The organism is Pseudomonas sp. WS 5411 (genome assembly GCF_012985595.1).
Classification (GTDB): Bacteria; Pseudomonadota; Gammaproteobacteria; order Pseudomonadales; family Pseudomonadaceae; genus Aquipseudomonas; species Aquipseudomonas shahriarae.
Window position 1 is genome coordinate 446,958 of record NZ_JAARMC010000002.1, and the last position, 15,145, is coordinate 462,102.

At 62.5% G+C, this 15,145-nt stretch carries 14 protein-coding genes; 9 read left to right on the forward strand and 5 right to left on the reverse strand.

All coding sequences use genetic code 11. The annotated features are described in order from the left end of the window. Both aguB and HBR93_RS05815 read right to left on the reverse strand, forming a co-directional pair. A complete protein-coding gene (aguB, locus tag HBR93_RS05810) occupies nucleotides 1-879 on the reverse strand; it encodes an N-carbamoylputrescine amidase (protein ID WP_057437091.1) in 879 nt (292 codons plus the stop codon). Between the two features lie 211 nt (nucleotides 880-1,090). After that, nucleotides 1,091-4,000 carry an aminotransferase gene (locus HBR93_RS05815; protein WP_169959963.1) on the reverse strand — a complete coding sequence of 970 codons (2,910 nt, stop codon included), beginning with the start codon at nucleotides 3,998-4,000 and terminating at the stop codon, nucleotides 1,091-1,093. A gap of 176 nt (nucleotides 4,001-4,176) precedes the next feature. Between HBR93_RS05815 and rfbB the strand changes: the two genes are divergently transcribed. From rfbB to HBR93_RS05850, 7 genes are read left to right on the forward strand one after another with little or no spacing between them, the layout of a single operon-like run. Then, the gene (rfbB, locus tag HBR93_RS05820) at nucleotides 4,177-5,259 is read left to right on the forward strand and encodes a dTDP-glucose 4,6-dehydratase (RefSeq protein ID WP_169959964.1); all 1,083 of its coding nucleotides are present in this window, start codon (nucleotides 4,177-4,179) and stop codon (nucleotides 5,257-5,259) included. Further along, complete coding sequence (gene rfbA / locus HBR93_RS05825) at nucleotides 5,256-6,131, forward strand: glucose-1-phosphate thymidylyltransferase RfbA (RefSeq protein ID WP_169959965.1); 876 nt, start codon at nucleotides 5,256-5,258, stop codon at nucleotides 6,129-6,131. Before rfbB ends, rfbA begins: the two co-directional genes overlap by 4 nt. Continuing rightward, nucleotides 6,128-6,673 carry a dTDP-4-dehydrorhamnose 3,5-epimerase gene (rfbC, locus tag HBR93_RS05830; RefSeq protein ID WP_169959966.1) on the forward strand — a complete coding sequence of 182 codons (546 nt, stop codon included), beginning with the start codon at nucleotides 6,128-6,130 and terminating at the stop codon, nucleotides 6,671-6,673. The genes rfbA and rfbC overlap by 4 nt, the downstream gene beginning before the upstream one ends. Further along, nucleotides 6,670-7,551 carry a dTDP-4-dehydrorhamnose reductase gene (rfbD, locus tag HBR93_RS05835; protein ID WP_169959967.1) on the forward strand — a complete coding sequence of 294 codons (882 nt, stop codon included), beginning with the start codon at nucleotides 6,670-6,672 and terminating at the stop codon, nucleotides 7,549-7,551. Before rfbC ends, rfbD begins: the two co-directional genes overlap by 4 nt. 35 nt (nucleotides 7,552-7,586) lie before the next feature. Continuing rightward, nucleotides 7,587-9,395 carry an ATP-binding protein gene (locus tag HBR93_RS05840; protein WP_169959968.1) on the forward strand — a complete coding sequence of 603 codons (1,809 nt, stop codon included), beginning with the start codon at nucleotides 7,587-7,589 and terminating at the stop codon, nucleotides 9,393-9,395. After that, nucleotides 9,392-10,774 (forward strand): sigma-54 dependent transcriptional regulator, encoded by a 1,383-nt coding sequence (locus HBR93_RS05845; protein WP_120731254.1) that lies wholly within the window; start codon nucleotides 9,392-9,394, stop codon nucleotides 10,772-10,774. The genes HBR93_RS05840 and HBR93_RS05845 overlap by 4 nt, the downstream gene beginning before the upstream one ends. Before the next feature lie 26 nt (nucleotides 10,775-10,800). After that, nucleotides 10,801-11,256 (forward strand): thioesterase domain-containing protein, encoded by a 456-nt coding sequence (locus HBR93_RS05850; protein WP_169959969.1) that lies wholly within the window; start codon nucleotides 10,801-10,803, stop codon nucleotides 11,254-11,256. 81 nt (nucleotides 11,257-11,337) lie between these two features. Here the strand turns inward: HBR93_RS05850 and cysQ are convergent, their stop codons facing one another. Together cysQ and nudE are read right to left on the reverse strand one after the other, a co-directional pair. Next, nucleotides 11,338-12,174, reverse strand: coding sequence for a 3'(2'),5'-bisphosphate nucleotidase CysQ (gene cysQ, locus HBR93_RS05855; protein WP_057958007.1), 837 nt, complete (start codon nucleotides 12,172-12,174; stop codon nucleotides 11,338-11,340). Beyond that, nucleotides 12,171-12,737 carry an ADP compounds hydrolase NudE gene (gene nudE / locus HBR93_RS05860; RefSeq protein ID WP_057437078.1) on the reverse strand — a complete coding sequence of 189 codons (567 nt, stop codon included), beginning with the start codon at nucleotides 12,735-12,737 and terminating at the stop codon, nucleotides 12,171-12,173. The genes cysQ and nudE overlap by 4 nt, the downstream gene beginning before the upstream one ends. Before the next feature lie 91 nt (nucleotides 12,738-12,828). Between nudE and yrfG the strand changes: the two genes are divergently transcribed. Beyond that, nucleotides 12,829-13,491 (forward strand): GMP/IMP nucleotidase, encoded by a 663-nt coding sequence (yrfG, locus tag HBR93_RS05865; RefSeq protein ID WP_057958005.1) that lies wholly within the window; start codon nucleotides 12,829-12,831, stop codon nucleotides 13,489-13,491. Nucleotides 13,492-13,618: 127 nt separating this feature from the next. Here yrfG and lysM read toward each other — a convergent pair whose 3' ends face one another. Further along, on the reverse strand, nucleotides 13,619-14,059 hold the full coding sequence (lysM, locus tag HBR93_RS05870) for a peptidoglycan-binding protein LysM (protein WP_057958004.1): 441 nt from the start codon (nucleotides 14,057-14,059) through the stop codon (nucleotides 13,619-13,621). Nucleotides 14,060-14,192: 133 nt separating this feature from the next. Here lysM and HBR93_RS05875 point away from each other — a divergent pair, with 133 nt between their 5' ends. Further along, nucleotides 14,193-15,062, forward strand: coding sequence for a LysR family transcriptional regulator (locus HBR93_RS05875; protein WP_057444600.1), 870 nt, complete (start codon nucleotides 14,193-14,195; stop codon nucleotides 15,060-15,062). The last annotated feature ends 83 nt before the right edge of the window (nucleotides 15,063-15,145 follow it).

Below are 15,145 nucleotides of genomic sequence, written 5' to 3' on the forward strand. Positions count from 1 at the left end.
TCAGGACTCCAGGGAACCGTCGAGGGTCTTGAGCGCGCCGTACAGGTTCGGCCGGCGATCACGGAACGAGCCCCACGCGCTGCGGATGTGCTCCAGCTCATCGAGGTCGAAGCTGTGCACCAGGATGCCTTCTGCGGTTTCGTTGAGCTCTTCGACTTTTTCGCCGAACTGGTTGGCAATGAACGACGAGCCGTAGAAGGTAATGTCGTAGCCGTCCTGCTCTTCGTTGCCGATGCGGTTACTGGCGATCAGCGGCATCAGGTTGGCGCCGGCATGGCCTTGTTGCACGCGCTGCCAGTGGTCGCGGGACGAAATGGTCTTGTCGTGTGGCTCGCTGCCGATGGCGGTCGGGTAGAACAGGATCTCTGCACCTTGCAGCGCCATGCTGCGGGCGCATTCCGGGAACCACTGGTCCCAGCAGATGCCCACGCCGATCTTCGCGTAGCGGGTGTTCCACACTTTGAAGCCGGTATCGCCCGGGTTGAAGTAGTACTTTTCGTGGTAGCCAGGGCCATCCGGAATGTGGCTTTTACGATAAATCCCGAGGTTGGAGCCGTCGGCGTCGATGATCGCGATGCTGTTGAAACGCGCACGGCCAGCCAGTTCGAAGAAGCTGATCGGCAGCACCACTTGCAGTTCCTTGGCGATTTTCTGGAAGTGCTTGATGGCCACGTTGTCGTCAACCGAGGTCGCCAGTTGCAGATAGTCCGGGTTCGGCTTCTGGCAGAAGTACGGGCTTTCGAACAGTTCCTGGATCAGGATGATCTGCGCGCCTTTGGCGGCGGCCTCACGGACCAGCTTTTCAGCGGTCTCGATATTGGCTTCAAGGTCCCAGGAACAAGCCATCTGGGTAGCGGCGACGGTAACGATACGGCTCATGAATCATCTCCTGGGCGGTGGTCAGCGGCCAGGATAACCAGGGCCGATGACAGAAAGGGGAATGCTGCGCGACTTTATAGCGGATAAAAATCGGCTTTTAAAGCGCGCAAACATCCGACTATCTAAAAAACTCAAAATATTACCGATAACAATCGGCTTTAAAAGTGAAACCCCAATCAACTGTGGGAGCATTTCAATTTATTGAAGGGGGTTACAACCCTTCATCCAGCACCTTCGACAACATGTCGACAAAGAAATCCACACTGCGTTTAGACGTGACCATCGGCGGCTTGATCTTGAGGATGTTCAAATAGTCCCCGGTCGGCTGCATAAAAATCCCCAGCTCACGCAAGCGATCACACAGCTTGGCGGTTTCTTGCGTCGCCGGCTCCAGAGTCTGCCGGTCCCGCACCAACTCCAGCCCCAGATAAAAGCCCGAGCCATGCACCGCCCCCACCAGCGGATGGCGCTCGATCAGCGCCTCGAGCCGCGCCTTGAAGTGCCCGCCGACCACCTGGGCGTTTTCCCAGAGCTTTTCTTGCTCCATCACATCCAGCACCGCCAGACCAATCCGGCAACTGACCGGGCTGCCGCCGGAGGACGAGAAGAAGTACCCTTCAGCCTCCAGCGCTTCGGCGATTTCCCGGCGGGTGATCACCGCACCCAACGGCTGGCCGTTACCCATGCCCTTGGCCATGGTGATGATGTCCGGCACCACGCCCTGCTCTTCAAAGCCCCAGAAGAAATGGCCCATGCGCCCATAGCCAACCTGCACTTCATCGGCGATACACACCCCACCCTGGGCGCGCACCAGGGCATACACCTGCTGCAAATAGCCCGGTGGCAGGGAGATGCCACCGGCATTGCCATATACCGGTTCGCAGATAAAGCCCGCCAACTGGCGCTGGCTGGCGGCGATTTTCGCCAGGTTGTGCTCAACGCTGCGCACGTAATCCGGTGCAGTGTCCGGGCCACGGAATTCGCCGCGATAGGTATTGGGCGCGGTCACGGGGTGCACCCAGTCGGGCCGGCTGCTCAGGGCCTGGGGGTTGTCGGCGATCGAGGTGGACACCGCATCGGCCGCCACCGACCAGCCGTGATAGGCCTCCAGCACACTGAGCATGTCGCGCCCGCCGCTGTAGGCCCAGGCCAGGCGGATCGCCAGGTCGTTGGCTTCGGTGCCACTGTTGACCAGGAACACGCGGTCCATGGACTCGGGCGCCAGCGCCAGCAGACGCTCGGAAAACTCGGCAATTGCGGCGTAATGAAAGCGTGAGTTGGTGTTGAGCAGCGACCACTGCCGCGCCGCCACCTGGGCCATGCGCGGATGGCCGTGGCCCAGTACCGCGACATTGTTGAGCATGTCCAGGTACGAGCGGCCCTGCATGTCGATCAGATGATTGCGCCAGCCACGCTCGATGCGCGGCGGGTCGACGTAATAGTGCTTCTGCGAGCGGGCGAAGCTGGCATCGCGCCGGGCCAGCAAGGCTTCTGGATCCACCTCCGGCTCGGCGTCACAGGCCAGGCCCAGCAGCGTCGCCGGCGATGGGCACAACGCCTGCCAGGCCGCAGCGCGGGACGGCGTGCAGAACAATGGCGGATCAAGGTCAACCCGGCACAGTTGCACGGTCAATGCCCCGCACGCCTCCCCCAGGACCTGGCCCTTGAGCACTGCGGCACCGGGTTGCAAGGCATTTTTCAGGCCCTGTAGCCGTACATTCAGTTGCGCGCTATGCAGACTTAATACGCCATCGGCAGTGCTGCGCAGGATGCCGGCGAACGGCGCCTCTACGACGCTGCCTTGGGGCACATACAGTTCGACGTGCAGGGCGAACGTGTGCGGTTCGCTCGCGCAGTCTGGGCGCGTGCGGGACAAGCGATACTGACCATAACGACTGGCCGCCAAGCCGTGGACCGTTGCAGCCTGCTGCAATAGATGTTGGTCGATGCCAGGGGTTTCCCAGTTTCCGGCTTCGAAATGCTCACTGAGTACACCCAGGTCGATCAGCGCGAACTCGCGCCCCACCAGGCCCGGCAGCAGCGGGGCAAAACCTTCGCTGGCCACTGGTTTGGGGGTTGCACCGACGCACGCCTGGATCGCCGCCTCCATCAATTCAAACGGCACCGAGTTGGCAACGTGGAAAATTTCCCACTCGTGCTCGGCATTCTTCAACAGGTAAGAGTTATCTGGGTCCAGACGCTGCTGCTGTTCGCTGCTCAGGACTAGAACCGCCGCACGGGCCACAATCAGCGGCCACAACGCCTGCAATTCCTGGGGTTGCAAAGGGGTCAACGCGTGACAGGCCTGGATCGCCGGCAGGATCGCAAACGGGTCGCCGTCGGCGTGGTGCAATAACGCGGCGCAGGTCACCGACAAATCGGCAATCCGCCAGGTATGCACCAAATCACCGAAGTCGATAACGCCCTGCACCTGCCAATGCCGCTCGGCATCCCGCTGCCACACCACGTTGTCATCGGTGATATCCATATGCACCGCCTGCCACGGCAATTGCTCGGCCAGGGGGCGCAGGCGCTGCTCGACCTGGGCGGCGACCTGTTCCAGGGCCGTACGCTGGGGCAGGTTGTCGAGTGTCGAGAGTAAATGACGGATCAGTTCCAGGGCGTGGCGCGGGTCCCACTGCAGGGTGCGCTCCAGGCCCTCATGGGCGAAGCCGGCCAATGCCCGGCTCATCTGCCCGCACAGCTGGCCAAACCCGGCGATCAGCTCACGGCCCAGGTGCGGCAGGTGGGTCAGCGGCTGGCCGTCGATATAGTCCAGCACCCGCAGGTGCACCGCCTGCCCGGCCACCGTCAGGCTCAGCAGCTGCTCGCCATCAAGGGTACTGATGACCGTGGGCACCCGAACCGCCGCATGCGCCTGCAGGTGCGCCAGGGCGGCGTGCTGGGCGTGCAACTCAACGGCGGCATACTCGCCACGGCAGATTTTCAGGACGAAGCGGCCCCGGTCACTGTCGACCCGGTAATTGAGGTCTTGCTGGCTGCCCAGGGACTGCAGCGTGCCACTGAGGCCGTAATGTTGCTCAAGCAACTGCAAGGCTTGCTCCGGCCCGACTTGAGGGCACGGCAAACTGGCGCGGTGGATCAATGTATCGAGCAACATGTGACGGCCCCTGGTTTTTTGTCCGGTGCCTATATCGCCATTGTTGACGGGGGTTGCGCAACCCCTGGAAGACGGCCAGGCCGGCGATCTGACCGCGCGCCCTTGCACCGGCTCGCGCCACAACACAAGCTATGCTCCATTCGCTTTATGTCTGTCTAAGGAAAAGGGCTCTCGACATGCGCATTCTTATTACCGGCGGTGCAGGATTTATTGGCTCGGCTCTGGTCCGGTACTTGATTCAACATACCGGGCATGAAGTGCTCAACCTCGACAAACTGACCTACGCTGGCAATCTTGAGTCGCTGGCCAGCATCGCGACCAACACCCGCTATGAATTCGTCCAGGCCGATATCATCGACCAGGCCACCGTCAGCGCCGTGCTGGCACGCTTCCAGCCCCAGGCCATCATGCACCTGGCGGCCGAGTCCCATGTCGATCGTTCCATCGACGGTCCGTCGGACTTTATCCAGACCAACATCGTCGGCACCTACAGCCTGCTGGAAGCCACTCGCGCCTATTGGCAACAGTTGGCAGAGCCGGCCAAGAGCGCCTTCCGCTTCCATCACATTTCCACCGACGAAGTGTATGGCGACCTGCATGGTGTGGATGACCTGTTCACCGAAACCACGCCTTACGCGCCAAGCTCGCCTTACTCTGCGAGCAAGGCCGCGTCCGACCACCTGGTTCGCGCCTGGCAGCGCACCTACGGTTTACCGGTGCTGCTGACCAACTGCTCGAACAACTACGGGCCGTTCCACTTCCCCGAGAAACTGATCCCCCTGGTGATCCTCAATGCCTTGGCAGGCAAGCCCCTGCCGGTATATGGCGATGGCCTGCAAGTGCGCGACTGGCTGTATGTCGAAGACCATGCCCGTGCATTGCTCAAAGTGGTCACCGAAGGTGTGGTGGGCGAGACCTACAACATCGGCGGGCACAATGAGCAGAAGAACATCGACGTGGTGCGTAGCATCTGTGCACTGCTCGAAGAGCTGGCGCCACAGCGTCCGGCCGGCGTTGCGCAGTTCACCGACCTGATCACCTTCGTCAAGGATCGCCCAGGCCACGACCAGCGTTACGCCATCGACGCCAGCAAGATCGAGCGCGAACTGGGCTGGGTTCCTGAAGAAACCTTCAAAACCGGCCTGCGCAAGACCGTTCAGTGGTATCTGGATAACCTGCAATGGTGCCGCCGAGTCCAGGACGGCAGCTATCAAGGACAACGACTGGGTAACACCGACCTAAAGGATCTGATCGCATGATGAAGGGAATTGTATTGGCCGGCGGCTCCGGCACCCGCTTGCACCCCATTACCCTGGGCGTGTCCAAGCAGTTGTTGCCGGTCTATGACAAACCGATGATCTACTACCCGATCTCGGTGCTGATGCTGGCCGGGATCAAGGAGATCCTAGTGATTTCGACCCCAGCGGACCTGCCGCAGTACCGCAACCTGCTGGGAGACGGCAGCCAGTTCGGGGTTACCTTCAGTTATGCCGAACAACCCAGCCCGGACGGCCTGGCCCAGGCGTTCCTGATTGGCGAAGCATTTATTGGCAAGGATCCCGTGTGCCTGATTCTGGGCGACAACATCTTCCATGGTCAGAGCTTCAGCCAGCAACTGCACAGCGCCGTCAAGCGCGACAAGGGCGCCACTGTGTTCGGCTACTGGGTCAAGGACCCGGAACGCTTTGGCGTGATCGACTTCGACAGCGAAGGTCGCGCCCTGTCCATCGAAGAAAAGCCCCTCAAGCCCAAATCCAGCTACGCCGTAACAGGCCTGTATTTCTACGACAACGACGTGATCCAGATTGCCAAGGCGATCAAACCGTCACCCCGTGGCGAACTGGAAATCACCGACGTCAACAATGCCTACCTGCAACGCGGCGACCTACAGGTTGAGCGCTTTGGCCGGGGCTTCGCCTGGCTCGACACCGGTACCCATGACAGCCTGCTGGAGGCTTCGCAGTATGTGCAAACCATCGAGCACCGCCAGGGCTTGAAAGTCGCGTGCCTGGAAGAAATCGCCTACCAGAGCGGCTGGATCGACCGTGAGCACTTGCTCGAGCGCGCTAAATATTTTGGCAAGACCGGCTATGGGCAGTACCTGTTCGCCCTGGCGGGAGAGCACCAGTGAATATCGTGGAAACCTCCCTGCCCGGTGTGCTGATCATCGAACCTAAAGTGTTCGGTGACGAACGCGGTTTTTTCTACGAGAGTTTCAACGCTCGCGCTTTTGCAGAGGCCACCGGCCTTACGCGCACTTTTGTTCAGGACAACCATTCACGCTCACAGAAAGGCGTGTTGCGCGGCCTGCATTACCAGCTGGAACACACCCAGGGCAAACTGGTGCGCGTCAGCGCCGGCGAGGTCCTGGACGTGGCGGTCGACATCCGCCGCAGCTCGCCGAATTTCGGCCAATGGATCGGTGTGCGCCTGTCTGCGCAGAATCATCGCCAACTGTGGGTACCGGAAGGTTTTGCCCACGGCTTCGTGGTGCTGAGCGACTACGCCGAGTTCCTCTACAAGACCACCGACTATTACCAGCCAAGTGCCGAGCGCTGCATTCTGTGGAATGACCCAACGCTGGCTATCGACTGGCAACTGACCGAACCGCCACAACTGTCCGCCAAGGACCAGAACGGCAAGCCTCTGCTGGAAGCCGAGCTGTTCCCATGAACAAACCCCTGAAAATCCTCATCACCGGCCAACACGGCCAGGTTTCCCGCGAGCTGCAACTGCGGCTCCAGGGCCTGGGTGAACTGGTCGTGCTCGGTCGCGACCAGCTCGACCTGGCCAACCCCGAGCAGATCCGCCAACAGGTGCGCAGCCATCGCCCTGGGCTGATCATCAACGCGGCGGCCCATACTGCTGTCGACCAGGCCGAGAACGAGCCCGAGGTGGCCTTCGCGATCAATGCCACGGCGCCCGGCATCCTCGCCGAAGAAGCCAAGGCCCTGGGCATCCCGTTGATCCACTACTCCACCGACTATGTGTTTGACGGCAGCAAGCCGGCGCCCTACACCGAGGACGATGCGCCCAACCCGTTGGGTGTCTACGGCCAGAGCAAGCTGGCGGGCGAGCAGGCCATCGCGGCGGTGGGCGGTCAGTACCTGGTCCTGCGTACCAGTTGGGTGTATTCGAGCCACGGCAAGAATTTCCTGCTGACCATGCAGCGCCTGCTCCAGGAAAAACCGCAGATGCGTATCGTCGCCGATCAGATCGGCGCGCCGACCTGGGCCGGGACCATCGCCAACAGCACCCGGGCACTGATCGAGCGCTGGCAGGCCGGCCAAGCCGGGGACTGGGGCGTCTATCACTTGACGGCCCAGGGCGAGACCTCGTGGTTCGGCTTTGCCCAGGCCATTGGCGAGCAACTGCTGGCCGAAGGCAAGGCGTGCGCCGAGCTGGAAGGGATTCCCGCCAGCGACTACCCCACGCCCGCCAAGCGCCCGTTGAACTCGCGCCTGGACTGCAGCCGCCTGCAACAACAATGGCACGTCGGCCAACCGCAATGGCGCGAAGCATTGCGCGAGTGTCTTGCACAGCAGCACTAGGCATAATGCGCCTGTACCCACAGGCGCAGACTTACATGACTTCACCCCTTCCACGAAGACCCCGCTGGCGCAGCCTGGCGTTGCTGGCGTTATGCCTGGCACCGCTGCTGTGGCCGCTGGAGCATCTGGCCGAACGTTACTACCGCAGCGAGCTGGCCGGGCAGAACCGCCAGACCCTCGACCTGTACGTCGCCAACCTGCTGGGCACCCTGCACCGCTACGAAGTGCTGCCGCAAATTCTCGGCGAATTGCCGGCCTTGCGTACCGCCCTGGAAGCGCCTCACATCAGCACCAACCTGGTCGCCGCCAACCAGTTGCTCAAGGAGGTATCAGCCCAGGCGGGCGTGGAAGTGATGTACCTGATGGACACCCGTGGCAAGACCCTGGCCGCCTCGAACTGGGACAAACAGGACAGCTTCGTCGGCCGCAACTTTTCCTTTCGTCCGTATTTCAGTGAGGCCATGGCCGGGCGCCTGGGGCGTTTCTTCGGCCTGGGCACCACCTCGGCCAAGCGCGGGTACTTCTTCGCCGCTGCGGTGCGCGAAGACGAACATGTGATTGGCGTGCTGGTGGTCAAGGTCGACCTGGACCACACCGAGAGTCTCTGGGGGCAGACCCCCGAGCAGCTGCTGGTCACCGACCACAACGGCGTGGTGATCCTGACCTCACGCCCACAATGGCGTTTTCGCGCGACCCGGCCACTGACCGAGGCCGAGCACCAGGCGATCGTCGCGATCCAGCCCTACCCGACCCGCGACCCACAGCCCCTGACTTTCAGCTCCAATGCCTGGCTGCGCCAATCCACCGAAATCGCCGAAACCGGCTGGAAAGTGGAGATTCTTGCGCCGCGCACCCTGATCGACCGCCCCGTGCGCACGGTGGTTGCCGTCGGCGGCGCGACCTTACTGGTGCTGATGCTGCTGCTCGGCCTGATGATGCAGCGCCGTCGCCACTACCTGGAACGCATCGCCTTTGAAGCCAAGGCCCGGCGCGAGCTGGAAATGCGCGTGGCCGAACGCACCAGCGACCTCGAAGGCCTCAACCGTCGCCTGCGCCAGGAAGTGCTGGAGCGCGAAAATGCCCAGCAGGAATTGGTGCGCGCCCAGGATGACTTGGTGCAGGCCGGCAAACTGTCGGCGCTGGGTACCATGTCGGCGAGTATCAGCCATGAACTCAACCAGCCCCTGGCGGCCATTCGCAGCTACGCGGAAAACGCCGAGATTCTCCTCGACCACCAGCGCACCGACGACGCGCGGGGCAACCTCAAACTGATCAGCGAACTGACCGGGCGCATGGCCTCGATCATCGCCCACTTGCGCGCCTTTGCCCGCCGCGACCGGCATGCCCCGGAAAGCGTGGCCCTGCAACCGGCCCTGGACGACGCCCTGGCATTGCTGGCCAAGCGCCGACGGGCCATGGAAGTGGAGCTGATCCGCGACTTGCCAGAAGCCTCCCTGTGGGTGGAGGCCGGGGAAACCCGCCTGCGCCAGGTGCTGGGCAACCTGCTGGCCAATGCCCTGGATGCGTTGACCGAAAAGGGTCCGCCGCGCAAATTGTGGCTGAGTGCCGAATCCACCGAGCAGGGCGTCAACCTGTACATCCGCGACAACGGGCCGGGGTTCTGCATGGAAGCCCTGGGTCGCGCCGGCGAGCCCTTCTACACCACCAAGACCCGCACCCAGGGCCTGGGGTTGGGCCTGGCCATTTGTGACACCCTGATGCGTGCCTTTGGTGGTGAACTGCTGTTCGCCAACCACAAGGAAGGCGGCGCACTGATAACCTTGAAACTGCGCGCCGGAGCACCCGGCGTCAGTCTGCAACCGTCCGAGGACCGCAGTGTATGACTATCGATAACCAGATTCAGGTGGTGTTGATCGACGATGATCCACACCTGCGTCAGGCCCTGTGCCAGACCCTGGACCTGGCCGGGCTGAAAGTCCTGCCCCTTGGCGAGGCCACCGGCCTCACGGCGCGCCTGACGCGGGATTGGCCAGGGGTGGTGGTCAGCGATATCCGCATGCCCGGCATGGACGGCCTGGAGCTGCTCACCGAGCTCCACGGCCAGGACCCGGAGTTGCCAGTACTGCTGATCACCGGCCACGGCGATGTGCCACTGGCGGTGCAAGCAATGCGCGCCGGCGCCTATGACTTCCTCGAAAAACCCTTCGCCAGCGACGCCCTGCTCGACAGCGTGCGCCGCGCCTTGTCGCTGCGCCGGCTGGTGCTGGACAACCGCAGCCTGCGCCTGGCCCTGAGTGACCGCCAGCAATTGAGCACGCGCCTGGTCGGCCAGTCGGCGCCGATGCTGCGCCTGCGCGAGCAGATTGGCGCGCTGGCGGCGACCCGCGCCGACGTGCTGATCCTCGGCGAAACCGGCGCCGGCAAGGAAGTGGTGGCGCGCGCCCTGCACGACCTGTCGAACCGCCGCACCGGGCCCTTCGTCGCTATCAACGCAGGCGCCCTGGCCGAGTCCGTGGTCGAAAGCGAGCTGTTCGGCCATGAGCCGGGGGCGTTTACCGGTGCGCAGAAACGGCGCATCGGCAAGTTCGAATTTGCCAACGGCGGCACGTTGTTCCTCGATGAAATCGAGAGCATGAGCCTGGATGTGCAGGTCAAGTTGTTGCGTCTGCTACAGGAGCGGGTGGTCGAGCGCCTGGGTGGCAATCAGCAGATCCCGCTGGATATCCGCATCATCGCCGCGACCAAGGAAGACCTGCGCCAGTCCGCCGACCAGGGGCGCTTTCGCGCAGACTTGTACTACCGCCTGAACGTCGCGCCGCTGCGCATTCCGCCGCTGCGCGAGCGGGGCGAAGATGCCCTGATGCTGTTCCAGCACTTCGCCGACGAGGCCAGCAGCCGCCACGGCCTACCGCTGCATGAGCTGCAGCCGGGCCAACGGGCAATGCTGTTGCGCCATAACTGGCCGGGCAACGTGCGCGAACTGCAAAACGTCGCCGAGCGCTTCGCCCTTGGCCTGGAACTGGCCCTGGACAACGCACCGGACGGCCCGGCGCCGGGTGTACCGATGTCGACGGGGGGCTTGAGCGAGCAAGTCGAGCACTTTGAAAAAGCCCTGATCGCGGCCGAACTCGGCCGCCCCCACAGCTCTGTGCGCAGCCTGGCCGAAGCCCTGGGCGTGCCGCGCAAAACCCTGCATGACAAGTTACGCAAGCACGGCCTGAACTTTGCCGACAGCGGCAACGCCCACGCTGACGACGATTGACCTTTTCCCCCTGCCAAGAGACTGCCATGAGCCGCGATAGCCGTTACCTGGAATCCATTCTGCACCATGACATCCCCCTGACCCGGGAGATGGGCCTCAAGGTGCTCGACTGGCAGGACCGGCAACTGCGCCTGCACTTACCGTTGCAAGCCAATATCAACCACAAGAGCACCATGTTCGGCGGCAGCCTGTATTGCGGCACGGTCTTGGCGGGCTGGGGCTGGCTGCACCTGCAATTGCGCGAGGAAGGGATTGAAGACGGGCATATCGTGATTCAGGAAGGGCAGATCAGCTACCCATTGCCTGTCACCCAGGACGCCACGGCGATTTGCCAGGCCCCGGAGGACAAGGTGTGGAAGCGCTTTTTGGCGACCTACCGGCGCCATGGCCGGGCGCGGCTGGCGTTGCAGGCGTGGATCGTGAATGAGGGCAGTGAAGCGCGGGCGGTGGCGTTTACCGGGCAGTACGTGTTGCACCGCTAGGCAAGATCATCCAAGGCCTATCTGGGAGCGGGCTTGTGTGGGAGCAGGCAAGCCCGCTCCCACATTTGATCTGCATTGCCTTCAAGAACGGGCCAGAGTCAGCAAACGCTCGCGCCAGGCGGCCTTGGCCGGCAAGGCCAGGAAGAACGGGTTCAACAGCGACTCGCGTGCCGGGTAGCTGAACGGCTGGCCATTCAACTCCAGCACTTCGCCGCCAGCCCCTTCCAGCACGCCCTGGGCGGCGGCGGTGTCCCACTGCGACGTCGGCGCCAGGCGCGGATAGCAATCGGCGCTGCCTTCGGCCAGCAGGCAGAATTTCAAGGAGCTGCCGATATTGGCCAGCTTCAACTCCCCCAGCCCTTCACTCAACCCATCGAGCAAGCGCTCCTGTTCGGGGCTGGTGTGGCGACGGCTGGCAACCACGGTGAACGCCTCGCCTGCGGCCGGCTTCTGGCGCACCTGGATCGGCCGGGGTGCGGCATTCACGTCGGAGCGCCACGCCCCAAGCCCGGCGCCGCCGAAGTAGCAGCGGCCACTGGTGGGCATCGACACCACGCCAAACACCACCTGCCCCTGTTCGATCAAGGCGATGTTGACGGTAAATTCTTCGCTGCCGCTGATAAATTCCTTGGTGCCATCCAGCGGGTCCACCAGCCACCAGCGTTGCCAACCGGCACGCACGCTCTGGTCGATATCGGCATCTTCTTCCGACAGCACCGGGATGCTTGGGTCCAGCGCAGTGAGGCCGGCGAGAATCAGGTGATGGGCGGCCAGGTCGGCGGCGGTCACCGGCGAATCATCCGCCTTGGCCGTCACGGCTACATTGGCGCGCCAGTACGGCAGGATGACCTCGCCGGCCTGGCGGGCCAGTTCAATCACCGGGGCAATGTACGGGTGGCCGAGGAACAATTCGCTCATGGCTGGAAGGCTCCACGCTGGGTCAACAAGTCCCGCACCAGGTACAACGCGGCCAGGGCCCGGCCTTCGCTGAACTGCGGGTTCTGCGCCAGTTGTGCCAGCTCGCGCAGGTTGACCCGGTCCACGCGCATCGGCTCGGGCTCGTCGCCTTCCAGGCGCTCTTCGTACAGCTCGGTGGCCAGCACCACCTGGATTTTCTGGCTCATGTAGCCAGGGGACAGGGACAGTTCGGTCAGGTGCTCCAACTGCCGGGCGCCATAGCCCGCCTCTTCCTTGAGCTCGCGGTCTGCCGCCGCCAGCACGTCTTCGCCCGGCTCGATCAGGCCCTTGGGCAATGACAGTTCATACTCATCCGTACCACCGCAGTATTCTTCCACCAGCAGCGCGTGGTCAGCGTCGATCATCGCCACGATCATCACCGCGCCATACCCTACACCCCGGCCCACCAGGCGCTCGTAGGTCCGTTCAACGCCATTGGAAAAGCGCAGTTGCACTTCCTCCACGCGGAACAAACGGCTACTGGCGACAATTTCGCGGGCGAGGACGGTGGGTTTCTGGCGCATAGAGGGCTCCTTGGCGTGATCGGGTTACTATACCGTGGCTTTTCCGATTGTCTGTGTCGGATATATTTACTTACCTGCTTGAGAACCCACCATGCCGCCACTGCCCTGGTCCGATATCGACACCGTCCTGCTGGACATGGACGGCACCCTGCTCGACCTGCATTTCGACAACCACTTCTGGATGGAACACCTGCCCCGGCGCTATGCCGAACTGCACGGTGTGAGCCTTGCCCTGGCGGAGATGGAGTTGCAGCCGCTGTTCGAGCGTAACGCCGGCCAGTTGCAATGGTATTGCCTGGATTTCTGGAGCACCGAACTGAAGATCCCGGTGCGCGAACTCAAGCTGGAAACCGCCCATTTGATCGCCCTGCGGCCGGACGCCGATACCTTTCTGGCGGCCATCAAGCAGGCCGGCAAGCGCGTGATCCTGATCACCAACGCCCACCGCGATTCACTGTCGTTGAAGTTGGAACGCATTGAGTTGGCGCCGTATTTCGAGCGGCTGATCAGCTCTCACGACTATGGTTTTGCCAAGGAAAACCCGCAGTTCTGGGACGCCCTGCAAGCGGACATCGACTTCGACCCGGCGCGCAGCCTGTTTATCGACGACACCTTGCCGATTCTGCGCAGTGCGCGGGATTTTGGCGTGGGGCATTTGCTGGCGGTGAAAGAGCCGGACAGCCGCAAAGGGCCGAAGGATACGGCGGAGTTTGATGCAGTCGGGGATTACCGGGAATTGATCAGCGGGCTCTAAAACTAGATGTGAGGCCCCTGTGGGAGCGGGCTTGCCCGCGATAGCGGCGGGTCAGAGCTAGATCTGCTGACTGACACACCGCAATCGCGGGCAAGCCCGCTCCCACATTATTCAGTTGCTCCGGGTATTACTCAGGAATACGCAGCGTCTGCCCTGGGTAGATTTTGTCCGGGTGCGACAACAGCGGCTTGTTGGCCTCGAAGATTTTGTTGTACAGGTTGGCATTGCCGTAGACCGACAGGGAAATCGCGCTGAGGGTGTCGCCCTTTTTCACCACGACAAAACGGGCAGCCGCAACAACAGGGCCCGACACAGTGATCTGGTCATCCACGGTCGCCACGCCGGCAATGTTGCCCAGCGCCAGCAGAATCTTCTCTTTCTCCTCCTGGGTGGCGACTTCACCGGTCACCGTCACCTTGTCGCCCTCCACGGTGGTCTGCACATTCGGGTTACCCAGGCCGACCTTGGCAACGTGATCCTTCAACTGCTCACTCGCGTTTGCATTACCCGGCGTCAACAGATCAACGATTTTCTCGCCGGCTTCTTTGATAAAGCTAAAAAGACTCATAGTGCGCTCTCCTTGGGATTGGGTTTCCAGATGCCAAAGACTAGACCAGTCTTACAGACCTTGGTTCCAGCCCGACCAATGACGCAAACGCGCTAGAATCCCTGCGCCATTGGAATAAGCCCCCGGAGCGAAGATGGACATCAAACAACTGAAATTCCTCATCGCCCTCGACGAAACCCGTCACTTCGGCCAGGCGGCCGCGCGCTGTCACATCACCCAGCCAACCCTGTCGATGCGCCTGCGCAGCCTGGAAGAAGAGCTGGAGCTGCCGCTGGTCAATCGCGGCCAGCGTTTCGAGGGTTTTACCGCCCCTGGCGAGCGGGTGCTGGCGTGGGCGCGTACGGTGCTGGCCGCCTATGACGGCCTGCAGGCCGAAGCGGCCGCCTGCCGGGGCAACCTGGTGGGGACATTGCGCCTGGGCGTGGTGCCGCTGTCGAGCTTTGATCCGCTGGCCTTGATGCAACAGTTGCACAGGCAGCACCCCAGCCTGCGCTTTGAGCTGTCGGCGTTGAGCTCCGAGCAGATCCTCGAACAACTGGCGAGCAATCGCCTGGACCTGGGGGTGTCCTACCTTGAACGCCTCGACAGCGAGCGCTTTGACTCCCTGGCCCTGGACGAAACCCGCATGGGCCTGTTGTACGACCAACGCTTTTTCAGCTTTGGCGAAAAGCCCCTGAGCTGGGAGGCGCTGATCGAGCTGCCCCTGGGCATGCTCACCAGCGGCATGCATTTTCGCCAGTCCATCGACCATAACTTCCACAGCCGCGGCCTGACGCCACACCCCTTGCTGCAAACCGATGCCGTCCATCAGTTGCTGCAGGCCGTGCATGGCGGCCTGTGTTGTGCGGTGATGCCCCTGGACGGCGGCCTCGACGCCCTGACCGAACACCTGCGCCTGCAACCTATCGAAAACGCGCAAACCCTGGCCAAGCTGGGGCTGATCATGCGGCGCAGCGCGCCACGTTCGGCGTTGGCCGAGGCGTGTTTCGCGCTTTATCAGTAATCGCTACCGGAGCGTTGATCGACGTCATCTATCGGTAGATCAGTATTGGCGATTAGACGCGACCCTTTGTCGCGCCTAGTCTT